Annotated in this window: 21 protein-coding genes; 9 read left to right on the top strand and 12 right to left on the bottom strand. The window is 69.5% G+C overall.

What is annotated here, in order from left to right; all coding sequences use genetic code 11:
* Positions 1-14 precede the first annotated feature (14 nt).
* Positions 15-2,270 (bottom strand): vWA domain-containing protein, encoded by a 2,256-nt coding sequence (locus IEZ13_RS43165; protein ID WP_183227261.1) that lies wholly within the window; start codon positions 2,268-2,270, stop codon positions 15-17.
* 302 nt (positions 2,271-2,572) lie between these two features.
* Complete coding sequence (locus IEZ13_RS43160) at positions 2,573-3,769, bottom strand: FGLLP motif-containing membrane protein (protein ID WP_183227259.1); 1,197 nt, start codon at positions 3,767-3,769, stop codon at positions 2,573-2,575.
* Here IEZ13_RS43160 and IEZ13_RS43155 point away from each other — a divergent pair.
* The 4 genes from IEZ13_RS43155 to IEZ13_RS43140 all read left to right on the top strand — a co-directional run bounded on the left by IEZ13_RS43155 (position 3,768) and on the right by IEZ13_RS43140 (position 7,162).
* Positions 3,768-4,334, top strand: a complete 567-nt coding sequence (locus IEZ13_RS43155) for a hypothetical protein (RefSeq protein WP_183227257.1) — start codon at positions 3,768-3,770, stop codon at positions 4,332-4,334. The two genes, IEZ13_RS43160 and IEZ13_RS43155, sit on opposite strands and share 2 nt — an antisense overlap.
* A 6-nt stretch (positions 4,335-4,340) precedes the next feature.
* Positions 4,341-4,574, top strand: a complete 234-nt coding sequence (locus IEZ13_RS43150; protein ID WP_183227255.1) for a hypothetical protein — start codon at positions 4,341-4,343, stop codon at positions 4,572-4,574.
* Positions 4,575-4,845: 271 nt separating this feature from the next.
* Entirely contained in the window at positions 4,846-6,345 is a 1,500-nt protein-coding gene (locus IEZ13_RS43145) for a sodium:solute symporter family protein (protein ID WP_183227253.1), read from the top strand.
* A gap of 55 nt (positions 6,346-6,400) precedes the next feature.
* The gene (locus tag IEZ13_RS43140; RefSeq protein ID WP_183227251.1) at positions 6,401-7,162 is read left to right on the top strand and encodes an IclR family transcriptional regulator; all 762 of its coding nucleotides are present in this window, start codon (positions 6,401-6,403) and stop codon (positions 7,160-7,162) included.
* A gap of 295 nt (positions 7,163-7,457) precedes the next feature.
* Here the strand turns inward: IEZ13_RS43140 and IEZ13_RS43135 are convergent, their stop codons facing one another.
* From IEZ13_RS43135 to IEZ13_RS43125, 3 genes are all read right to left on the bottom strand, one after another.
* Complete coding sequence (locus tag IEZ13_RS43135; RefSeq protein ID WP_183227249.1) at positions 7,458-8,306, bottom strand: SAM-dependent methyltransferase; 849 nt, start codon at positions 8,304-8,306, stop codon at positions 7,458-7,460.
* Between the two features lie 4 nt (positions 8,307-8,310).
* Positions 8,311-9,285: a methyltransferase gene (locus IEZ13_RS43130; RefSeq protein ID WP_203834124.1), complete on the bottom strand. Its 975-nt coding sequence runs from the start codon at positions 9,283-9,285 to the stop codon at positions 8,311-8,313.
* 198 nt (positions 9,286-9,483) lie between these two features.
* On the bottom strand, positions 9,484-10,284 hold the full coding sequence (locus IEZ13_RS43125) for a hypothetical protein (RefSeq protein ID WP_183227245.1): 801 nt from the start codon (positions 10,282-10,284) through the stop codon (positions 9,484-9,486).
* 243 nt (positions 10,285-10,527) lie between these two features.
* On the opposite strand from IEZ13_RS43125, the gene IEZ13_RS43120 reads away from it, so the two are divergent.
* Positions 10,528-11,085: a hypothetical protein gene (locus IEZ13_RS43120; RefSeq protein ID WP_183227243.1), complete on the top strand. Its 558-nt coding sequence runs from the start codon at positions 10,528-10,530 to the stop codon at positions 11,083-11,085.
* Positions 11,086-11,113: 28 nt separating this feature from the next.
* Here the strand turns inward: IEZ13_RS43120 and IEZ13_RS43115 are convergent, their stop codons facing one another.
* The 3 genes from IEZ13_RS43115 to IEZ13_RS43105 form a co-directional block, all read right to left on the bottom strand.
* On the bottom strand, positions 11,114-11,659 hold the full coding sequence (locus tag IEZ13_RS43115; RefSeq protein ID WP_183227241.1) for a class I SAM-dependent methyltransferase: 546 nt from the start codon (positions 11,657-11,659) through the stop codon (positions 11,114-11,116).
* A gap of 64 nt (positions 11,660-11,723) precedes the next feature.
* Positions 11,724-12,431, bottom strand: coding sequence for a hypothetical protein (locus IEZ13_RS43110; RefSeq protein ID WP_183227239.1), 708 nt, complete (start codon positions 12,429-12,431; stop codon positions 11,724-11,726).
* Positions 12,432-12,582: 151 nt separating this feature from the next.
* Entirely contained in the window at positions 12,583-13,533 is a 951-nt protein-coding gene (locus IEZ13_RS43105) for a PaaX family transcriptional regulator (RefSeq protein ID WP_183227238.1), read from the bottom strand.
* Between the two features lie 196 nt (positions 13,534-13,729).
* Here IEZ13_RS43105 and IEZ13_RS43100 point away from each other — a divergent pair, with 196 nt between their 5' ends.
* Positions 13,730-15,037 (top strand): extracellular catalytic domain type 1 short-chain-length polyhydroxyalkanoate depolymerase, encoded by a 1,308-nt coding sequence (locus tag IEZ13_RS43100; RefSeq protein ID WP_183227236.1) that lies wholly within the window; start codon positions 13,730-13,732, stop codon positions 15,035-15,037.
* Positions 15,038-15,291: 254 nt separating this feature from the next.
* On the opposite strand, the gene IEZ13_RS43095 is transcribed toward IEZ13_RS43100, so the two are convergent.
* The 3 genes from IEZ13_RS43095 to IEZ13_RS43085 form a co-directional block, all read right to left on the bottom strand.
* Positions 15,292-15,492, bottom strand: coding sequence for a helix-turn-helix transcriptional regulator (locus IEZ13_RS43095; protein WP_372441950.1), 201 nt, complete (start codon positions 15,490-15,492; stop codon positions 15,292-15,294).
* Positions 15,493-16,304: 812 nt separating this feature from the next.
* A complete protein-coding gene (locus tag IEZ13_RS43090; RefSeq protein WP_189285779.1) occupies positions 16,305-17,408 on the bottom strand; it encodes a lipocalin family protein in 1,104 nt (367 codons plus the stop codon).
* Positions 17,311-18,243 (bottom strand): quinone oxidoreductase family protein, encoded by a 933-nt coding sequence (locus IEZ13_RS43085; protein ID WP_183227231.1) that lies wholly within the window; start codon positions 18,241-18,243, stop codon positions 17,311-17,313. Before IEZ13_RS43085 ends, IEZ13_RS43090 begins: the two co-directional genes overlap by 98 nt.
* Before the next feature lie 342 nt (positions 18,244-18,585).
* Here IEZ13_RS43085 and IEZ13_RS43080 point away from each other — a divergent pair, with 342 nt between their 5' ends.
* On the top strand, positions 18,586-18,813 hold the full coding sequence (locus tag IEZ13_RS43080) for a hypothetical protein (RefSeq protein WP_183227229.1): 228 nt from the start codon (positions 18,586-18,588) through the stop codon (positions 18,811-18,813).
* A 79-nt stretch (positions 18,814-18,892) separates the two neighbouring features.
* On the opposite strand, the gene IEZ13_RS43075 is transcribed toward IEZ13_RS43080, so the two are convergent.
* The gene (locus IEZ13_RS43075) at positions 18,893-19,504 is read right to left on the bottom strand and encodes an LmbU family transcriptional regulator (protein ID WP_203834125.1); all 612 of its coding nucleotides are present in this window, start codon (positions 19,502-19,504) and stop codon (positions 18,893-18,895) included.
* A gap of 353 nt (positions 19,505-19,857) precedes the next feature.
* Here IEZ13_RS43075 and IEZ13_RS43070 point away from each other — a divergent pair, with 353 nt between their 5' ends.
* A complete protein-coding gene (locus IEZ13_RS43070) occupies positions 19,858-20,196 on the top strand; it encodes a hypothetical protein (protein ID WP_229795736.1) in 339 nt (112 codons plus the stop codon).
* 69 nt (positions 20,197-20,265) lie between these two features.
* A complete protein-coding gene (locus IEZ13_RS43065; RefSeq protein WP_183227225.1) occupies positions 20,266-20,790 on the top strand; it encodes a hypothetical protein in 525 nt (174 codons plus the stop codon).
* Positions 20,791-20,852: the final 62 nt, after the last annotated feature.

The raw sequence follows: 20,852 nt of genomic DNA, 5'->3' as shown, positions 1-20,852 counted from the left end.
CGCGGTATCCGTTTCTAGAGGTCGTCGTCGCGTCCGCTGAGGTACAGCGGTTGGGTGGCGTCGTCGGGCGCCGCGATGGCGGCCGGTGCGGTGGAGTGGCCGGACAGTCGCAGGCCGAGCCGCGGATGTCGGGGCAGCGGCACCACCGCACCCGGGGCGAGGGGCAGGAACGGGCTGTCCGGGAGGGTGTCGGCGTCCGGGACGAACAGGCGTACCGAGCCGTCGGTGCCGCGTTCGATCCGGTAGCGGTCGCTGCCGGTGGACACCCGCCGCAGTGCCGGCGCCGAACCGTCGTCGGGGACCAGCACGTCGAACTCGAACCGGATTCCGGCCGGTGCGACCAGCCGCGGCGGCAGTTCCCGGCCGTCCTCGTGCAGGGCGACGGCGAGGCCCTTCACCTCGATCGCGGCCCGCCGGCGGCGCCGGGCCAGCAGCAGGACCGCGAGCAGGGTGGCCAGCACGATCACGGCGGCCAGCAGGTACAGCCCGAACCGTTCCAGCAGGCTGGGCGGCGCCAGCACGGTCAGGTCCAGCGGCGCGTTGCCCAGCGCGGTGCCGTCGGCGCCGACCACCTTCATGATCCCGCCGGCCGGGCCGGGTGCGGCGCCGTCCGCGACGGTCAGCGTGAAGCGGGTCTCGGTGGCGCCGGCCGCGAGCGTGATATCGGCCGGCGCGACGGTGACCGTGCCGTCGCGGTCCACGCCGGTGAGCTCGATCCGGGCGGGCACCGCGGCGCCGGATCCGTTGGAGCCCTGGATGGTGCCGGTGACCTCGGCGCCGGGCAGCGCGGTCGCGGCGTCGAGCAGGATCCGCGCCCGCACCTGCGGACCGGCCGCGGCGATCCGGAATGTCGTCTCCTGCCGGTCCGACTCCACCCCGGGCCCGGAGGCGGTGCCGACCACCCGGTAGCCGCCCGTCGCCGTCGGGGGCAGGGTGAAACTGGCGCTGTAGTAGGTGTCGCCGTCGCGCTCGTCCGCTCCGGCGCCGTCGTCGGCCAGCCGCAGCGACTGGTCCAGCCCGGTGCCGCTGACCTGCGCGGCGAAGGAGTATCCCGCCAGTTCGGACGGGTCGCCGATCTCCGCGGTCCGGGTGTGCGGCCGCATCACCACCGACACCGTCTCGCCGGCCCGCGGGCTGGGCGGATCGAGCACGAAGACGGTGTGCAGCACGCCCTGCCACACCGCCCGTGCGGTGACGATGCCGGGGTTCGCGTCCGCCGGGGCGGTCAGTTTCACCCGCCAGGTGCCGCTGGCCGGGTTGCGCATCCGCAACGACTCGACGAGACCGCCGCTGCCGGCCAGTTCGAAGGTGGTGTCACCGACCGTGCCGGTGGCCGGCGCCGGTTTCCCGTCCGGCCCGACGAACTCCACCCTGATCCGTTCGTCGCCGCCCTTGGTGACGTTGATGGCGCCGTCGGTGGCGATGGCCGGCACCGTGACGCTGAGCTCGACCGTCTCCCCCTGTTCGAGCCGGTCCTGCTCGGGAGGTTTGGAGTTGAGGCAGCGGCCCTGCACGAAGGCGTCCATCATGGCGGTGACCGCGGCCGCCCCGTCGGCGACCAGACGCGCCTCAGGGATGACCTCGCCCTGGGAGCATCGGGCCGCCGCGCTCTGCGCGGCCATCACGTCGAGCAGTTCGGCGCGTACGTCGTCACCGAACCCCAGCGGCCAGATCTGCACCCCCGCGTCCTTGGCCGCCGGCAGGATCCGGTCCCGGATGTTGTCCTCCGCCTCCCGCTGGCGGCCCTCCGGTGTGCTGCCGTAGTGGCCGTCCTGGCGGACGTCGAGTTGGCCGTCGGTGAGCAGCAGCAGGATCCGCCGCCGGTCGTCGGACTTGCGGGTGAGCGTGCTGACGCCCTGGTCGAGCGCGGCCACGAAGTCGGTGTCGGCGCTCTCTCCCGTACGGCGCCGAATGTTGTCCTGCACGCAGGCGACCATGGCGTCGCGGGCCGCGGCGCCCGCTCCGGCCGCGAGTTCGCAGATCCGGTCCGGGTCGACGGCCTGCACGTTCCCGGCGTTGCTGCCGAACCCGAACACTGTCACATCGGATTCCGGGGACAGTTCGGCGATCGCGACGCTGGCGGCGGCGATCCGCTCCTGCCGCACCTCGTCGTCACTGAGACTGCCCGACTCGTCGACGGCGATCGCCAGATGGATCGGCTCGACCTCGCCGCTCGGCGAGGGGGCGGCCCGCGCCGCGACGGCGGGTACCCCGAGAGCACCCGCCACGAGCGACGCCGCCGCGACTGCCCGGCCGAATCTGCCGATCATGGAATTCCCTCCACGTTTCGCCGCGCCCACCGGACTCCACCGCGAGAATCCGAGTTGACGACCAGGCTAGGCCCGGAAGCGAAATGAATCGGGAATCGAAAAAAGGTGAGAACGCCGTAGCCGAACTGACATGTCCGTCAGATACCGAATACGGCGCAACCAGCTCACCGTCTACGGAGGAACGCCCCGAACTGCGGATACGTGATCACCGAAAAAGTCGTCCGACGCTCTCCGGCACACCGGAACCGCGGAATACGCTCGTTCGGATTACCCTGCCCGAGGCCGTATTCCGCCCGATCGGACTACCCCTGCGGGTGACTCGGCAACCGCGTCGATGATGCCGCGGTCAGCGCTTCGCCGGAGAAGTCGGCGCAGCTGGGTTCCCCGGGATCGCGAGGCATGGGGCTGCGCCGCACGAGACGGCGCCCCACCGTCTTTGCCAGCTCCGCCGCCTCGGTCCGCAGCCGGCCGGCAAAGGTGACCGGCTGGAACAGTTCGGTGAACGGGGCCATCGGCCGTGTGCTGAAGCCCGCCGTGGGCCGTCCCTTCCACTGGAAATAGCCCCAGAAGGTCATCGCGGCCAGGCCGAAGAGCAGGAAGAAGCCCATCGCGCGTAACCATTCGTCGCCGGTCGGCCGGAGTCCGTTGACTTCACCGCGGCGCTGAATCACGTACCAGAAGAAGAAGCCGGCGGCGATCTGCAGCGGCATCCACGCGAGCAACCGCCAGCCGGCCACCGTGCGGCCGTCCAGGAAACGCATCGGGATCAGGGCGAAGACCAGGCTTTCGGCGCCGAGCACCACAACCCAGTAGGCCACCGCATCGAACAGAACCGTGTGCCAGCCGGCGTTGGCGGAGTGCGCGTTCTCCCAGTTCGCGCTGAAGCCGATGTATCCGAGGGCGATCAGCGCGCCGAGGCCGGCGACGCTCCACAGGACGCCGTACGCCCGTTGCGCTTCGGTCGGCTCGATCCGGTTCGCCGGCTTCCTACCCCTGAAGAGGATGAAGGTGCAGAACAGGCCGTACGCATAGGTGGGGTTGAGCTCGCAGACCTGCGAAAAGACCGCGCAGGCAACGCCCACCGCCAGTGCGACGGGTGGCACGTAGAGGGTCGCCCTGCCCCGGATCCGCCACAGGTAGATCTCGCCTGGGCCGCTGTAGGCGGCCATCACCAACGGAACCGCGATGAGCACGGCGGCCATGTTCAGGGCCCAGTTGCCGTCCGGCAGTTGCGCGGCGGGGCCCTCGCCCTTGCCGGAGAGGAGGGCGGCGCCGACCGCGGTCACGATCAGCAGGGTCGCTTGGAGCCAGGACGGCATCCGGCTGCGGTGTTTGACACCCAGGGCGCGGATCGCCCCGTGAATCTCCTCCCGGCGATTTTCATAGGTCTTGTTGAATACGTCGGAGGGGAACGCGACCAGGATGAACAGGAGCACCGCCATGGCCGCGACGAGCAGCAGGAGCGACGGATCCAGGGAGACGTCGTCGAGCGTGGGCATGGCCCAGCTGGCCCGGATCGGCGTGAAGCCCGCCGGCTTCGCCGAGGTCGGCGTGGGTGATTCGGTGACGGATGATGGCGTACGGGTGAGCGATGGCGCCGGTGTGAGCGTCGCCGTCGGGCCGGAGCCGGCCGGCGGCGGGCCGTCGGGTCGCTTCGAGGCGGCGACCAGGGCGGACCGCGGCGTGCGGGACGGCGTGGTGATGGCCGGAGCCGGCGCTCGAGGCGAGGTCGTGACGGTTGAGGTCGATGGGCGGGGCTGGGCGGCAGCGATCGAGGCCCGCTTCGTCGTGGGTCTGGCGGTTGGGGGGCCTTCCTTGGCCGGGCCGTGGGTCGGTGTCAGCTGGAGAGGTCTCGGCCGCAGCGGTGGCCGATCGAGAACGGTGAACTTGGCGGTGGGGCCTGCCCCCGAATTCGGATCCTCGTCCGGTTCACGGTCGGCGTTACACCTGGCCTCGATGAGCACCAGGCCGGAATCCGTGCTGTCGGGGATGTGCAGTGTGGCGCGGACGACGCCGACGGTGCTCGACAGGGACGCGGCGATCACGTTCTGGCCGCGCCAGTAGAAGTCGATGTCCGTGCAGTTCGCGGGCAAGCCGGTGGCGACGGCGCTGACCGTGGCGCCGGGAAGCCCTTCGGCCGGGACGATGTCGAGCGTGGCCGGCGATCCAGCGGGTGCCGCGGTGGCGGGGCTGCTGAAGGCGAGCGTGGTCGGCACGCTCAACACTGCGGCAAGCGCCGCAATGAGCGCGAACCGCCGGCCGGGACTGTCCGAGTTCACCGCGGTTCAGCTCCTATCTGCATAAAAGGTGCAAACCAGACAGAAGCAGGATAAACGCCCCACGCAACTCCGCTCCCCCTCCGGGTGACGCCACATCGGACCAAAGACGAAAGAGGCATTCGCCGAGCTGTCTCTCCTTTGTGTTATCCGGCCGCGCCCGGAACGCCTACCGGCCAACACCCCCGACATGGATGAGCATCTTTTTGTTCCGTGTATTGACAAGCTGTTTCATGTAACAGAACATCCACGGAGCGAACGTCTCTGTAACCCGCGCCACGCACTGGAGGGGGGAGCACGTGACCACGCTCGACTGGTCGGTACTCAGCGGGTATTTCCTTGTCATGGTCGGCATCGGCCTGTGGGCCAAGAGCCGCGTCCACAATGTCGCCGACTTCTTCACCGCGAGGGGCATGATCCCGTGGTGGCTCTCCGGAATCTCGCACCATATGTCCGGATACAGTGCCATCATGTTCGTGGCCTTCGCGGCCGTCGCCTACAACTACGGGCTCGCCATGTACGTGTGGTGGGCGCTCACCATCGGTCTCGGTGTCGGCATCGGCGCCTTCGTCTTCGCCGCCCGGTGGAACAGGCTCCGATCCCGGCACGGGGTGGCGTCCCCCCTGGAGTACCTGGCCCACCGCTACAACGTCCCCACCCAGCAGGCGCTCGCCTACAGCGGCGCGCTGCTCAAGGTGGTGGACATCGCCGCCAAATGGGTGGCCATCGCGGTACTGCTGCGGGGCTTCGCCGGGGTGCCGATCGTGTGGGGCATCCTGATCACCGGCGCGGTCACGCTCGTCTACATCACCGCCGGCGGCCTGTGGGCGGACGTGCTCACCGACTTCGGTCAGTTCGTCATCCAGGGCGTGGCCGGCATCGCGATGTTCTTCGCCTTCATGGCCCACCTCGGCGGCGTCTCCACGCTGTGGACGATGTGGGGCGATCTGCCGGAGGGGCACGGCGATCCGTTCAGCGGGCCGTACACCCTGACGTTCTTCCTGGCCCTGCTGTTCATCAAGACCTTCGAGTACAACGGCGGCATGTGGAATCTGGCGCAGCGGTACATGGCCGCGCCGTCCGGTTCGGCGGCCAAGAGGTCCGCCCTGCTGTCCAGCGGTCTGTGGCTGGTCTGGCCGCTGATCCTGTTCATGCCGATGTTCGCCGCGCCGCTGATCGTTCCCGGTCTGGCGAGCCCTGAGCAGGCGTATGTCGAACTGGCCAAGACCCTGCTGCCCCCGGGCGTCATCGGTCTGGTGCTGGCGGGCTTCTTCTCGCACACGATGGCGATGGTGTCCTCGGACGCCAACGTGATCTCATCGGTGGTGACCCGCGACATAGCCCCGCGCCTGGTGCGCCGGGTGCGCGACCTCAGCGAGGACGCGGCGCTGACCTTCGCCCGGATCACCACGTTCGCGTTCGTGGCGATCAGCATGGTGATCGCCATCAGCACCGAGGGCCAGGGCGTGGTCCTGAAGATCGTGATCGACCTGGTCGCGGCGACCATGGGCCCGATCTCCATCCCGCTGATGCTCGGATTGCTGCCCTGGTTCCGGCGCAGCGGACCGACCGCGGCGCTGGTCTCCTGGGCAGCCGGCCTCGGCGTCTGGGTGGTGATCAAGTGGGTTCTGGAGGAGACCAGCCAGACCATGGTGGTCGGGGTTCCGCTGGTCACCTCGCTGGCCCTCTACGTGGTGATCGGTCTGCTCCGGCCGGAGCGCACGGAGCGGCGCGACGAGCTCATCGATTCGCTGGAGAGCGATCCGGCGCCGGAGGCGAAGCCGGTCTCCACAGCGTGAACGGAGCGGGCGGCGGAGCCCGTGGGCCCCGCACCGCTGCCAGTAGGCTGAATCGGTGGCTAGGGAAGGCAGTTCCATCGACAAGACGCTGGCGGTGCTCGAGGCGCTCGCCGAGCACCACCGCGTCACCGACATCGCCGTGGCGACGGGTGTCTCCAAGTCGACCGTGCACCGGATCCTCCAGTCGCTCGTCACGTGGGGTTTCGCCCGCCCCGACGGGCTCGGCACCTACGAGCCCGGCCCGCGGATCCTCACCCTGGCCGGCCGGGTCATGCACCGTTTCGATCCGGCCCGCCAGGCGTCCGGCGCACTGCTCGCTCTGCGCGAAGCCACCGGCTTCACCACGCACTTCGCGATCCGCAGCGTCGACGAGGCGGTGTATGTCGACAAGCAGGAGGGGCGCCGGCCGTACCAGATGCCGTCACGCATCGGCATGAGCATCGCCCTGCACACGACCGCCATCGGCAAGGCCGTCCTGGCCGAGCTGAGCGACGAGGAGGTCCTGGCGATCTGCCGGCGCACCGGCCTCGCCCCGCGCACACCCCGCACCATCACCAGCGAGGAGGACCTGCTGACCCACCTGGCCCGGGTCCGCGCTCTCGGCTACGCGGTCGACGACGAGGAGAACGAGCCGGGCATCCGCTGCGTCGGCGCGGCCGTCTTCGACCACACCGGGCAGGTGCTCGGTGGCATCTCCGTCTCCACCCTGGCCATGGACATGGACATGTCCGGCCTGGAGACCCGGGCGTCGGAGGTCATCGCCGCCGCCCGGGACGTGTCCGCCGCGCTCGGCGCCGCGGTGCCGACGATCCGCTGATCGCGGGTCAGACGACGTCGATCGCGCCGATCTCGGCGAAGTTGGCGCCACCACGTCGCTGATCAGCCGCTCCGCCGGGATCCGGCCGCTGGTGATCAGGTGAAACGCTTCGACGAAGGAGCCGTGCAGGGGTTGCGACCACGGCATCGTTTCGGCGAACCATTCCTGCTTTGCGTGGGAGCCGTCGACGGACCAGCCGGTCACGCCGCCAACGTTCGCGTGCCAGCCAGCGAATCCACCCTCATCGTCGCGTGGTGGTTGATTCGGCGGCCCGCGATGAGGCGGCGAGAGCGCGTCATCGCATCGTCGACCCGCCCGCGGCCGGAGGCACGTACGCGGCGACGGCGATCCGCTCGCCGGGGAAGACAGCGAGGCTGCGGCCCTGGGGACGGAGCAACTGCGCCTGGTGGTCGGCGGCGCCGATGTCCGTCAGCACGGCGAAACCGTGTGCTCGCAGGTGGGCGGCCAGCTCGGCCGGCTGGTAGGCGGCACGCCAGCCCAGCCGGCGCGACCACCGGTCGTTCTCTCTCCGATCGGCCTCGGCCTGCGGCAGATAGGTGATGATCAAGCGGCTGCCGGCGGCCAGCCGGCCGGCGTAGGCGAGCACCCGGTCGACCGCCTCCCGGTCGACATACATGGTCACGGCCTCGCAGATCAGCAGAGTGCGCCCGGTTCCGGCACCGGCCAGCACCGTTGCCGCGTCCGGTTTCGTCAGGTCCAACGGCACATAGGTGACGTTCCCCGGCAGGGCGCCCAAGGACCGGATCAGGGCCGCCTTCTTGGCCGCCTGTGCCGCCGGCAGGTCGAACTCCCAGACCCGGGCCGCCGCCATCTCCGGCAGCCGGTACGGGCGGGTGTCCATCCCCGCTCCGACGATGACCACCCGGTCGATCCCGGTCGCGAGGGCGGACCGGCAGGCCTCGTCGACGGCCCGGGCACGGCAGACCACCGCGCCGTAGAAGCCGGGCCCGGACCGTTCCAGCAGGTGCAGGAACAACCGCCGCAACGGGTGGTGCGCGACCACCACCGCCTGCCAGCCGGAGAGCATCCGGGCCGCCAGCGGATCGTCGACGAGCGGCCGCGCGGCGTGCTGCTCGATGGCCCGCATCATGGCGGCGCCGTCAGCGGTCCGCTCGACGCGCATGGGATCAGCCGGCCACGGTCGCCTCGATGACGGCGTACGGCGGCTCCACCGGGGTGGCCGCGACGCGGTGCAGGCCCGCGCGGGTCAGCAGGTCGTCGAACTCGGCCAGGGTGCGCTCGCGGCTGCCCACGGTGGCGAGCATGGCGATGTCCATCAGCGGCGCGATGCCGGCGGCGTCGTCGCTGATCAGGATCTCGGTGATCACGATGCGGCCGCCGGGGTGCAGCGCGTCGCGGCAGTTCGCCAGGATGCGTACGCACTCGTCGTCGGACCAGTCGTGCAGGATGAACTTCAGCAGCAGCAGGTCGCCGGTGGGCACCTCCTTGAAGAAGTCACCGGCCACCGCGGTGAAGCGGTCGTCCAGGCCTCGCTCGACGGCCGCCGCCTGCGCGCCGGGCACCGCGTGCGCCAGGTCGAGCACGATCGCGTCGAGGCCGGGGTGCTTCTCCAGCAGGGCCAGGGCGAAGGAGCCGTGCGCGCCACCGACGTCGACCACCGTGGTCACGCCGGCGACGTCGATCACCTCGACCGCGTCCCGGATGACCGGCGCGGACATGCTGGCCATCGCCGCGCCGAAGAGCCGGCCCTCGTCGGGGTGGGCGGCCAGGTAGTCGAAGAACGACATGCCGAGCGCCTGGGTGGTCTGGGACTCGCCGCTGCGGACCGCCTCCGGGATCCGCGCCCACGTCCGCCACAGGCACGGGCTGGACTGGGAGGCGGCCAGGTCCCGCAGCGACATCGGCGCGTCGCGGTGCAGGACGGCCAGCAGGTCGGTGCCGGCGAAACCACCGTCCGCGTACGCGACCAGACCGATCGATGCACAGGCCCGGAGAAAGCGGGCCGTCGCCTGCGGATCCGCGCCTTCGGCCGCGGCGATCTCGGCAGCGCTCCGTGGCCCGTCCGCCAGATGCTCGGCCAGCGAAAGATCAACAGCTGAGCGTACGGCCTGGGCCAGCCACGGCCCGATGATGAATCCCATGACTGTCTCATAAGGACTATCCGTCATGCTGGCAACCTAGCGCCGCGAACCGTGCCGGTCAGCCCGGCCTCAGACAGTGCGTAAACCGGAGGCCGGGTCGCCGCGCAACCGCCGTTGCCGTTCGTCGCTCGCTCGGGCCGACGCCGCGATTTGCGATGGTTCAGCGCGCCGCTCACGGCCGGCCGGCGCGCCGGCGAATCAGGAGGTCTGCGAGCCGTCGAACAGGGTGCACGCACCGGTGGCCGTGCCGACGCGGATGCCGTACAGGTCGAAGACGCCGACCGTGATCTCCTCGGCGTAGTAGTACGGGTTGCTGGTGATCGTGTGCACGTATCCCGTGTCGATCCAGGTGCCGTCGGCGGCCTTGACCACTTGATGCTGGATGTCCCATCCCTCGCCGAGAATTTCGCTGCGGTAACCGGGATCGTTCGGCCTCTGCTGCTTGATCGTCGCGATGTGATAGGAGACCCGTGACGCCCGTCCCGCGCCCGACGAGTCGCCCGCGGCGCCGTTGACGCCGTTGACGACGGCGGTCACGGTACCGGCCACCGGGTCGCAGGTGAGTGTGACTCTGGTCCGCTGGTCGTGGTCGCAGGTGGCCTCGCGGGTGGCCAGGTTGGCGCCGGTCGCCGCGTCCTTGAACGTCACGGTCAGCTGCTCGCGGTAGAAGAGGTCGGCCACCGGGTCGAAGGCGCCGGTGTAACCGACCGCGCTGATGTCGCCCGAACTCGTGGACGTGGTGGTCACCCGGAAGGGCTGCGCCAACGGCGCCAGGACCGTCCTGGCGGTGGCCGTCACCCGTACACCGGTGCGGCGCTGGAATTCGACGGTCACCTGCTTGGCCGGGCCCGGAGCGAACAGCGTGCCGGAAACCCAGGTGGTGATCTCGCCGGTCTCGGCATCGCAGGTGATGTTCGCCCGCAGTCGCGTCGCAGCCGAGGCGGCCGTCGCGGGCACCAGCACCCCGACGACCACCGCCGACACGGCAAGGCCGGCCAACACTCGCATCCTCAACATCGATCCCCCGTAGATCTGCTATGGACGGATTGGGGTGCCGACGGTACCAGACATCGATGACCGTCATGCGGGCATTGATGAGGCTGCGACCGGTGTCAGCCGGGTCGCGGTCTGCCGTACACGCCCGCCCCGTTCCGGCCGACTCCGTTCACGGGCATCGCCCCAGGCGACCTGCTCGCGTTCGCCCCCGTACGCGAGGACTTCGACTACGGCCGCACCCTCATCATGCGCGCCCAGGAGGGCGAGTTTCCCCAGCCCACGCTGGCCCGAGCGGACGATGCCACCAACGCCGCATTCGGCGAAGGGCTCAACGCGTGCGCGACCGGTGAGGTGCAGGACGCCGGTAACCCGCCGCGTCAGGAGGTCCTCGACGGGCAGCTGGTGGTTGTGCTCGCCACCGTGCAGCAAACGGCGACACCGACGCTGGAGGCGGCCTACAAGACCTGCCTGGCCACGAAGGGCACGCCAGCGAACAACCTGTCCGACCTCCACAACAAGGTCGGACTCAAATACCCTCCGGTCTCGTTCGAGCAGCCGTGGGATCCGACGCTGCTCGACGGCCGGGACGAGGCGGTGGCGTTCGAGCGCAGGGCCGCGGCCGCCGACGCCACCTGCCGCGCGGGCGCCGTGGACACCGCGCTGATCGCCGCCCAGCCCGCCCTGTTGCTGTTTCTCTCCCAGAACGCAGCGAAGGTGGCATCCGTCGAGGACGGCTGGGCGCAAGCCGGCGCGGACGTGCCCGCACTGCGGGCACGCGCCGCACAATTCCAACTCCGTACGTAGCCGGCACTCAACCGCCGCCCCTGGAGTGCTACTCGTGGGTTGAGGAGCCGTCCCGGCGCAGTACCAGGAGGTCCAGGGCGTCGATCACGGGGCCGGTGTCGGTGAGCGCGGCGTGGCGCAGGCGCTCAACGCCGGCGGAGTACTCCTCATCGGTGATCAGCTGCAGCGGGGTGTGTGCCTCGCGGCGCAACCCGTCCGCTGCCTGGCGCAGCGACACGGCGGTGATCTGTGGGACCTGTTCCAGGCTGACGGTGGCGAATCCCTCGCCGGCGAAGGCGGCTTCGACCTGGCCGACGGAGGGAGCGGCGTCACCGGCGAGCACGGGCTGGTGGACGGACCGTTCACGCATCGCAGGCGAGGGCTCGACGGCGGTCACGTCGATACCCGGGAACCAGTCGGAGAACGCCCGGGACCAGCTGCCCGTGCCGGCGCCCAGGTCCAGCAACCGCATGCCCGGCCGAGGATCGAGGACCCGTTTCACGGCGGCGCGCCACTGGCCGGCTCCGTCGTCACCGAGGTGCCGCGTCGATGCGAACGCTGCCGCATCGGTGTGGTCGTATGCGATCCGGGCCATGCCGACGACCCAACTCGCTCCGTGGGACGGGGGCAAGAAGAGATGCCGCGATTCACATCCGCCATCAGCGGGTTGCGAGTCGCCGGGCGAAGCCGATCATGGTTGTGCCCAGGGCGGCGGCCAGGCGGACGCGGCGTGGGCGGGCGGGGGTGCAGGCAAGGGTTCCGAGCGCCCACCCGGAGCTGAGCGCGAGGGCTCGCCCACCACGCCGGCTTAGCGCCGCCGCGACGGCCACCGCGGCGGAGGTCGCGAGCAGGCCGGCGGTGGCTGCCGTGACCACGCCCGGGGAGGCCCGGTCGGGTCGTGCGGCGACGATGTTGACGGCGCTCGCCAGGGTCGTCCAGCCCAGCAGCAGTCCGGTGCTGGCCGGAGTGGCGGCGACCAGGCCGGAGGCGGGTGGTGTGCGTTGCAACTGGACGTGTGCGGTCGCGGTGAGGGCGGTGGCGAGCGGCAGAAGGTAGGGCGTGAGCGGGAACCGTCCGGTCTGTGCGGCCAAGGACCATACGGTGTTCACCGCATACGCTCCGGCCAAGGGCCAGCCGGTGCGCCGGCTTGTCGGGTCACGTCTACCTCCTGGCAGGCATTGACCGACGGTCGATACGGCGCAAGCGGCGAAGATCGGTGCCCATACGGCGAACGCGTAATCCGGCGGGGTGATCGCGGTGCCGTACCGGTCGGTCTGTTCGCCCTTGCCGAACAGGGCGCCCAGATTCGGCACCGCGACGAACGTCGTGCAGGCTCCGGCCAGGGTGAGCGAACGCGTCGTGTCCATCACTACCTCCTCAAGAAGTCGCCTACTTTCCAAGCTGGGCCTCGCGGCGTGGAGGAGCAACTCGGCGGCCTGGCCTGGGCGGTGCACCACCTCGCCGCCGCCGAAGCCACGTTCGGACTCGGCCGTGGCTCACTTCGGGTGGTGGCAGGGCTCAGGAGAAGCCGGTCGCCAGGTCGGCGACCGTGTGCGCGCCCAAGCCGGTGATCTGCCCTTCGGCGTACCGGCCGGCCACCGAGCGCACGTGATCCTCGGCGGCCCGGGCCAGGCCGTCGTAGACAGCGGTGAACAGCTCGCGGGCCGGTTCCCGCAACCATCCCGGCGGCAGCAGCCGGGCGGGTAGCTGAGGGTCGAGAATGGGCAGCCGCCGGTAGGTGTCCATCACCTCGGTGCGGGCGCGGACGGCCTGGGCGCCGGTGATCTGCCCGGCGGCCGCGCACGGCGCGGTCGCGCTCCACTGCCGGATGAAGGATTCGTACTGTCGCGCGATGTCGCCGGTGTCCCAGGCGTCGAGCGGGCTCCGGCGGCTCGCCGCGTCCAGATCCACGTGCCGGGCACGGAAGACGGTCAGAGTGCCGAGGGCGAGTTCGGCGAGCCGGGACTTGGCCTTCTCACTGAGGTCGTGCGGGGAGATCCACAGTCCGTCGTACAGCGGCGCGTAACCCATCCACCGTAGTTGGCCGCGCAGCCCTCGCCGCAGGGCGCCTTCCTCCTGCGGCAGGGAGAAGGCGATCAGCGTCCACTGCTCGTCCCAAGGCCGCGTTCCGACGGGCGAGACGATGGCGCTGCCGCCGACCACCAGGGAGGCCACGGCCGCCGGGGTCAGCCGGTAGGAGCTGCGCCGGCCCTGGCGGTGACTCTCGAGCACGCCGCGACGGGCGAGCCGGCTGATCGCCGTCCGAGCGCCCGCCTGGCTGACGCCGGCCTCGGCAAGCAGGGCGACGATGGCCGCGGACGGCAGCCAGGCCCTCGATCGCAGCGTGTAGTCCGCCAGCAAGGTGACCGCCAGGCCTTGCGGCGCGTTGCCGGCCTGCCGCCGCGGCAGCCGCACCGGGCCGGTCGAGTCCTGCGGAAAGATCTCGTCGATGTCGTACGGGCTGGTCACAGGACGACTCTAGGGCCCGCAGTCCAATTGATCGAGTGCTGTCGATTGACACTTTCTTGACCGGGGTGAAAGCTATATGCCACGTAATGGTGGTGGACGGTTACCCCAGCCGTACCCCGATCCCCCAGATGCCACCGCGGCACCCCTCCGCGCCGGCAGCCATCCCCTCAGCGTGTGGGAACCAAGGAGTCAGGCCATGAAGATCCGAAGAAAGATCCTGCTCGCCGCCGCGACCGCGCTCGCCGTCGCCGGGCTGGCCGTCCCGGCGGCACGGCCCGCGTTCGCCGCCTCGTTGACCGAGGTCACGGCCTTCGGCGACAACCCCGGCGGCATGCGCATGCACATCTACGTTCCGGACAGCCGCCCGGCCAACCCCGCGATCGTGGTGGCCATGCACGGCTGCGGCGGCTCCGGGCCGGGTTTCTACTCCAGCAGCGAGTTCGCCGGGCTGGCCGACCGGTACGGGTTCCTGGTCATCTATCCCAGCGCCACCCAGCAGGCCGGTTTCGGCAACTGCTTCGACACCTGGTCGGAGGCCGCCAAACGGCGCGGTGGCGGCAGCGATCCGGTGTCGATAGTATCGATGGTCACCTACGCCCAACGGCAGTACGGTGGTGACCCGAACCGGGTCTACGCGACCGGCAGCTCGTCCGGCGGCATGATGACCAATGAGATGCTCGCCCTCTACCCCGACGTCTTCAAGGCCGGGGCCGCGTTCATGGGCACGCCGTTCAACTGTTTCGCCAACGCCGCCGACTATCCCCCGGGCAGCAGCAGATGCACCGGCGGCAGCATGGACCGGACCGCCCAGCAGTGGGGCGACGCGGTGCGGCAGGCCTACCCGGGCTACACCGGCCCGCGCCCGCGCGTGCAGCTGTGGCACGGCACCAGCGACACCCTCGTGCCGTACTCGCTGCTGCAAGAAGAGATCGAACAATGGACCAACGTGTTCGCGCTGAGCCAGACACCGGCCTCGACCGACACACCGCAGGCCGGCTGGAACCGCCGCCGCTACACCGACAGCTCCGCGACGGTTCAGGTGGAGGCCTACAGCATCCAGGGCGCCGGGCACAGCCTGCCGGCCACCGGCATGGCCGCGTACGCGATCTCGTTCTTCGGCCTCACCGGTGGCACCCCGCCGACGTCCACACCGCCGTCGAACCCGCCCTCGAGCTCACCGGCCACGGGCGCGTGCCGCGTCGCGGCCACCGTGAACGCGTGGAACTCCGGCCTGACCGAGAGCCTCGCCATCACGAACACCGGCACCGCCGCCGTCAGCGGCTGGTCACTGGCCTTCACCCTGCCGGCCGGACAGACCATCACCTCCGGCTGGAACGCCACCTACGCGCCGGCCTCCGGCCAGTTGATCGCCAGGAACGCCGCCTACAACGGCACCATCCCGGCCGGCGCCTCGGTGACCATCGGCTTCCAAGCCACCCACACCGGGAACACGGGCACTCCGTCCGCGTTCACGCTCAACGGAACCGCCTGCGGTACGGCCTGAGGGCCACGCATACCGGGGTGCCGCCGGACCGTCAGGCGGCACCCCTCCCCTGGTCTTCCCCAGCTGAGGCGCCCGGGCCCGGCGGAGTGCCGGACCCGAACGCGGTGGATGAACTCGCGTTGGCAATCCGTGCTGATGATCCGACCGCGGAGAGGGGCGACCGAGCGTTCGCGATGACGCTGACGGCGCCGAGTCTCGATCCCCATCCGCCTGGCCGCCACAGCGGCGGCACAGCACCAGGACGGGACGGCCTGTCAGCCGGGCACCGCCGGCCGGTGCACCGCCAACCAGGCATCGACGTCGGCGGCCAGCCACACCTGGCCTTGCGCCAGGTCGGCTACCGGCTTGGGGAAACCGTCCCGGCTGGTCAGCTGATACGCGCGCTGGCGGCTGACATTACCGAGACGAATTCTGATCTCGTGTGCACCCAGCAGGGCACCGCTCTTCACCGCCACACCACAACTCTAGGCCTTGGACAAGTAGTCGCGAAGTGCCCGTACCGGTGAATGACAAACGAGAGGGCATGTGAGTTCTCAGCGGATCGGATCCGCAACTGACCCCGTTCTCGGCGAATCTGATCCGAGCGGCAATCAACGCGGACCGCGGCTCGGGCTTTGATCATTCGGCTGATCCGATAACAAGCCGGGCTGCGGATACTCCACTGATGGCCACCGTTGATGGCCCCATCGCAGGTCGACGCCCAGCTCCTGGTTCCAGTCGATGAGGTGCCGGATCAGCGTCGGTTGCGGGATCCACGCTTGGTGCAGCGGATGGTTCGCGACCCGGTCCAGCGGCACGGGGATGCCACTGATGGTGAACGCGGTGCTCGCAACCGGCGGTGTCGTGGGTCCCGGTGATCCGGCGGCACAGCCCGCGCATGTCGAGCATCCGCAGAACCTGGCGGCGACTATCTTCCCGTCGCGACGCATTCCCAAGCGGCCGAGTTCGTCGCCCTGGTCGACGCCACGCCGGCACTGCGCTCGTACGCCGAAGGCATCTGGACTCGGCACACCGACAGCCTCAGCGCCGCCATCGCCGAGGAGTGCGGCGTGAACCACGACGACCTCGCCTGCGTGACACTGGCCAGATCCGTACTCGAAATTCCCGCCCTCGTCCGCGGCCGATCGGATCCTCGCGCCGCGCCGTCGAGGCGAGTTTCGACGTCCTGACGCACGGTTGGGTGCGGCCGGACGGACCGTAAGCGTCGAGCTGAGACGCATCCGCGGCCCGGTCCGGCATCATCCAGGACCGCGGGACGGGTCGGGGTTCATGCTTTCCAGTCGCCGACCATCTCGACGTAGCAGTAGCCGTCGACCTGCTTGCGGTCGACCATGCCGTGCACCGTGCTGGCGCCTTCATAGCGCTCACTGAGACCGTTGATCGCCTGTTCGCGGGGCTTCGCCTGCACGGTGAGCTCCATGCCGAGGTCGGGAACTCGCACCCGCCACCGCGTCGGGAACCGCGATCCGTCTCGCGAGTGCCAGTACTCACCGGCATCCTGCACCAGCGGGACGAGATCGGCGACCGTGTGCGCGCCGGTCTCGTCGACCACCGTCACCCACGCGTCCGGGCCGCCGTCCGGGCCGACTGCGTCCCAGAGACTGACGCGCCATCCGTTGCTGAGGTTGAGGTCCATCCACGTCCACCGTCCCGACGGCGGTCCGAGGGACTGTTTCTGCCATTGCCGGTCGAACCAGCTCACACCGGCGGCCGTGAACTCGCGGCCGTCGATGACCAGCTGGCCGGTGGTCTCCATCGCCGGGATGGAGTACTGATAGACGTCCATGCCGAGCATGTCGAAGCGTCCCGTACCCCGGTTGTACAGCGGATGGCCGACGGCCTTCAGGGTGACGTCGACGCTCGCGCCCTTGATCCGGGCCTGGACGCGCAGGTCGTCCAGGGTCCCGGCGATCAGGCAATGCGGAGTCTCGACCAGCAGCCGGTCCGAGCGGGCGCGGGCGCGAAAGATCGGGTAAAAGGTGTCTTGCGCGCCGTACCAGCCGGTGGTCTCGTCGGTGACACTGGCAGCGGCGTCCACGCCGACGACGATTCCCTTGATGCTGAGGGCCATCATGTGGACGAGGTAGTTGAGCGTGTGCCCTTCGGCTTGGAAGTGGCCGATAGCGAACCATGAGTTGAGCGTGTAGCCGGGCTTGCATGCCAGATCAGCGACGACGTCGACGGCGGGAACGGCACCCGGCGGAGCGGTCGTCAGGTTTGCGGTGAGCATTGGAACGTTCATGTGCGTGCCCTTTCTGCCGGGGTCTCGGTGTCTACGGGACCAGGACGATGCGGTCGTCGGTGTCGGCGTTCCACGCTCGGGTGATCTCGGCGAGCGGTACGGCTCGGGCGCGGACGTCGATCGATCCATCGGTCACCGCGGCGGCGAGAGCCGGTAGCTCGGCGATGAAGTCGCGGGCGTGCACGGAGCCGATGCCGCTGCCGACGATGTTCAGCCGGGCCGAACGCAACGCGACCGACGGAATCGGCGCGGTCGAGCCGGCCATGGATCCGATCTGAATCCAGGTCAGCGGCTTGGTCCGGTCGGCGCGGGAGGTGAGCATCGGGATCATCGCGGCGGCGGCGGCGGCGGGCTCGCCCCACACGTAGTCGAGGACGACGTCGACGTCCGCCGCGATATCGATCCGGTCGAACGTACACGTCTCGTCGGCGCCCAGGGCGGGCAGGGAGGCCAGGCGGGCCGCGTCACGGCCGGCGGCGATCACGTGTGCGGCGCCGAACAGCTTCGCGACCTGCACCGCCATCCGGCCGGCGTTGCCGGTGGCGCCGATGACCAGGACCCGCTGCCCCACGGTGAACTCGATGCGGCGGCGCAGCGTGACCCAGGCGGACATCCCAGGGTTCATCGCCGCGGCGATCCGGACCGGGTCGACCCCTTCGGGCAGCACCACGCTGCGACGGACGTCGATGACGGTGCGCTCGGCGAACGTCCCGAACGTCGTGTCGTCGAGGGCCACGTAGCGCAGTCGACCGGAAGGGTCGCGCACCACACCGTCGACACCGGGCACGAGCGGAAACGCGCCGGTGCTGCTGTAGTTCGAGCCGTCGGCCTTCGCCCGGGTCAGGTGGTGCAGGCCAGCCGCGAGCACCTGCACGACCATCTCGTTGTCGCCGGTCGCTACCGGCTCCGGATGGTCGCGGCAGATCGGCGGTACGCCGAACGCGGAGAGGACTGCGGCACGCATGGAGAACCTCCAGGATATAGTTTGTATTACCAACTACCTCAAGGATGGTTGGTAATACCATCTATGTCAACTGGCATCACCACCTGGCTCCTCATCCACCAACAACTCTCCGAAGCCGTACCAGCGCAACTGCCGAAGCAGATCGTCAAGACGTACGCACGCAACAGACGCCCCGCCCCAGACGTCCGGATCGTACGAATCAGACCGAGGAGCACCAGCCGACCGCCGAAGGTTCGCAAGCCGGCGACCACCTCCAAGCGGGCCACACCCGACCACCGCTACTGGGTGTCCGGCCACGACCGCCAGCAGCCGTACGGCCCTGGACGGAAGCAGACCAGAACCGTGACCATCCAGCCCTTCCTCAAGGTTGACCCGAGCCTGCCCATCAAGCTCACCGAGATCGACCGCACGGTGACCGTCAACGACGCCCTGCGCGGTATCACCGCAGCGCAGACGGGCAGTCGCCAAGGCGGTGAGCTCGAAGACCGCACTGCGTACGGTCGTTTCCCCTCGGGCTCGGATATCTGGGTATCCATGATCGCTTCGGTCGGTTCGATTGCTCGGCCGTGATGGTCGCGCACGAGGTCGGTGCGGCTGTAGTTGCTGTTGGGCCGGAGCGCTGGCGCCGGTGGACGCGGGTACGCTCGACCTACGCCCGTGTGTCAAGCACCGCGTCGGCGGCATCGTCTAGGCTCTGCACGATCCACTGCTCGAAATCGGCCTTGGTGCGCTCCGCCGCCGCCTGCCAACGCAACCGCTGCTCCTCCGTGGTGATGCGAGGCAGCGGCGCAGTCAGCCGACGTGCGCCGCCGTTGCGGGTGGCTCGGAGGTTCCGGCGTAGCTCGTTGCGCGACCAGCCGCCCTCCTCAGCCTGATCCAGCCATCGATCCTGCTGTTCGTCGGGCAGACCAGCTACCTCGGCATGATGCTGGAAGCTCAACGCGGCCCGCCGTCGGGCCAACGGGAAACGGCGCGCGACCCATGCATAATTGCGCACCGTCTGATACTCCAAACCCAGTGTTTCGACAGCGCCCCGATACCTGCCGGTGAACTCTCGTTCACCGTGTTCCAACCAGTCCCCAATGCACCATACAGATGAATTCAGCACCTCAACGAGCCGCCAGCCGGCGCGTTCCCACCCCGCGAACGTGACGCCTCTTGGTATCCGCAGACCCACCTGGGTGACGAGGATCCGACCATTCGACAGCGCCGCCTCAGGCGTCGCCCGCGGGTACTTTCCATCGTTTGCGGTGGAACCCACACCTCGTTGTTCAGGTATCGGCAACGTGACTCCTCGCAATCGCCAATAAGGAGAGCCTGTCGTCCCGGCCCTCCACTGATCCGGCGGCCACGAAGGACGGTAATCCGTCGGCGCCGCGGCCCCATCCCCCCACCGTGGACATCCACGCGTAGCTCGCGCGGGGGACGCGCCAGCAGCTGTTGTCCCGCCGGCGGGACAACAGCTCCAGTGGGGCCGCCGGAACCGTGAAAACGTTGACATCGGTAGATTCCCTCAGCAAATATGTGTCCACCGGTCGCTTATATTCGACGACGAAAGGGCAGTAAATGGGCATGAAGTCACGAACAGGCAGAGGCTTGAAAAGGGCGGCAGTAATGGTGGCCGCAGCAATGGCAGCGGTGGTCGGCGTGTCCAGTCCGGCATTCGCCATCCACCAACCCGACCCGTTCTCCTGCTCCTGGAATCGCACGTTTGGCAGCGGCGACTTCCTCTGGCTGAAAATCCTGCAGACAAATCCGTCGGCGCCGTGGACGCCGTTGTGCTTCGTCGACGCCGGCTCGGCTTGGGATCTGAATGTGAGGAGTGTGGTCGGACTGCATACCGGCAACAATGCCGGCATCATCGGCAGCGACACCGTCCTCTGGGCGTTTCCCAAGTGGCACGACGACTTCACCAACTATGGCACCGTCCGGCATCTGACCATCTACTCGTGACATACGCGCCGCCGGGCGGTCCGACGTGCGGACCGCCCGGCCCGGCCAAGACTTGGGGATGTGCCGAACATGCATGAGGATGACGACATCGTCGCCGCGGCCGGCCGCCGAGCGCGGCGCCGCCGCATCGCTGCCGGGCTGGCCGCCGTTGTCCTAGCCGGTTCCGCTTGGTGGGCGTACGACCGCTCGGCGCAGCCAGTGGCTCCCGGCGACGGTGCCACGGTCAACGTGCTGGAATCGGATCTGCGAGACCCCGAACGGCTGAACGCCATTCTCGAGGACGCCGGTATCCCGGCCCGCATCCAGATCATGCACGCCAAGCTCGTCAACGGCGTTCTACTGGGTGGCTGCAGCGGCGCCGACCAGGACGGCCTGCGCCAGATCGAGGCCGTGCTCGGCCCGCCGCCTGTGATCCGTCCGATCGGCACCGGCGAAGGTTTGAGGATTGACATCGCGGCCCTGCCTCGCGACACCCAGATGTCGTTCGTCTACTGGGTGATGCCTGGCAAGATCGGGCCCACCACGGTGCCGACGATGAGCCTGCACCACGGCACGCCGCCGACCTGCACCCTGCCGGCCGCGCCGGGCCGGTGACCGTCATTCGCCCCGGCCGTGACCGGTCAACGGCCGTCGGCCTGCCGGAGGGGCATCATCGG

This window comes from Actinoplanes campanulatus, assembly GCF_014647795.1.
In the GTDB taxonomy this organism is placed as follows: domain Bacteria; phylum Actinomycetota; class Actinomycetes; order Mycobacteriales; family Micromonosporaceae; genus Actinoplanes; species Actinoplanes campanulatus.
This window is presented reverse-complemented; position numbering and strand designations above follow the sequence as displayed.

What these genes read in the sequence shown, in the direction of transcription:
- IEZ13_RS43120 (WP_183227243.1), top strand. Translation starts at nt 10,528, where the DNA reads ATGCGCGCCCAGGAGGGCGAGTTTCCCCAGCCCACGCTGGCCCGAGCG.
- IEZ13_RS43085 (WP_183227231.1), bottom strand. Translation starts at nt 18,243, where the DNA reads ATGCGTGCCGCAGTCCTCTCCGCGTTCGGCGTACCGCCGATCTGCCGC.
- IEZ13_RS43160 (WP_183227259.1), bottom strand. Translation starts at nt 3,769, where the DNA reads ATGCCCACGCTCGACGACGTCTCCCTGGATCCGTCGCTCCTGCTGCTC.
- IEZ13_RS43150 (WP_183227255.1), top strand. Translation starts at nt 4,341, where the DNA reads ATGTCCGTGCAGTTCGCGGGCAAGCCGGTGGCGACGGCGCTGACCGTG.
- IEZ13_RS43065 (WP_183227225.1), top strand. Translation starts at nt 20,266, where the DNA reads ATGCATGAGGATGACGACATCGTCGCCGCGGCCGGCCGCCGAGCGCGG.
- IEZ13_RS43100 (WP_183227236.1), top strand. Translation starts at nt 13,730, where the DNA reads ATGAAGATCCGAAGAAAGATCCTGCTCGCCGCCGCGACCGCGCTCGCC.
- IEZ13_RS43135 (WP_183227249.1), bottom strand. Translation starts at nt 8,306, where the DNA reads ATGCGCGTCGAGCGGACCGCTGACGGCGCCGCCATGATGCGGGCCATC.
- IEZ13_RS43090 (WP_189285779.1), bottom strand. Translation starts at nt 17,408, where the DNA reads ATGGATCGATCGACGTCCGCGCCCGAGCCGTACCGCTCGCCGAGATCA.
- IEZ13_RS43165 (WP_183227261.1), bottom strand. Translation starts at nt 2,270, where the DNA reads ATGATCGGCAGATTCGGCCGGGCAGTCGCGGCGGCGTCGCTCGTGGCG.
- IEZ13_RS43130 (WP_203834124.1), bottom strand. Translation starts at nt 9,285, where the DNA reads ATGGGATTCATCATCGGGCCGTGGCTGGCCCAGGCCGTACGCTCAGCT.
- IEZ13_RS43070 (WP_229795736.1), top strand. Translation starts at nt 19,858, where the DNA reads ATGGTGGCCGCAGCAATGGCAGCGGTGGTCGGCGTGTCCAGTCCGGCA.
- IEZ13_RS43115 (WP_183227241.1), bottom strand. Translation starts at nt 11,659, where the DNA reads ATGGCCCGGATCGCATACGACCACACCGATGCGGCAGCGTTCGCATCG.
- IEZ13_RS43155 (WP_183227257.1), top strand. Translation starts at nt 3,768, where the DNA reads ATGGCCCAGCTGGCCCGGATCGGCGTGAAGCCCGCCGGCTTCGCCGAG.
- IEZ13_RS43110 (WP_183227239.1), bottom strand. Translation starts at nt 12,431, where the DNA reads ATGGACACGACGCGTTCGCTCACCCTGGCCGGAGCCTGCACGACGTTC.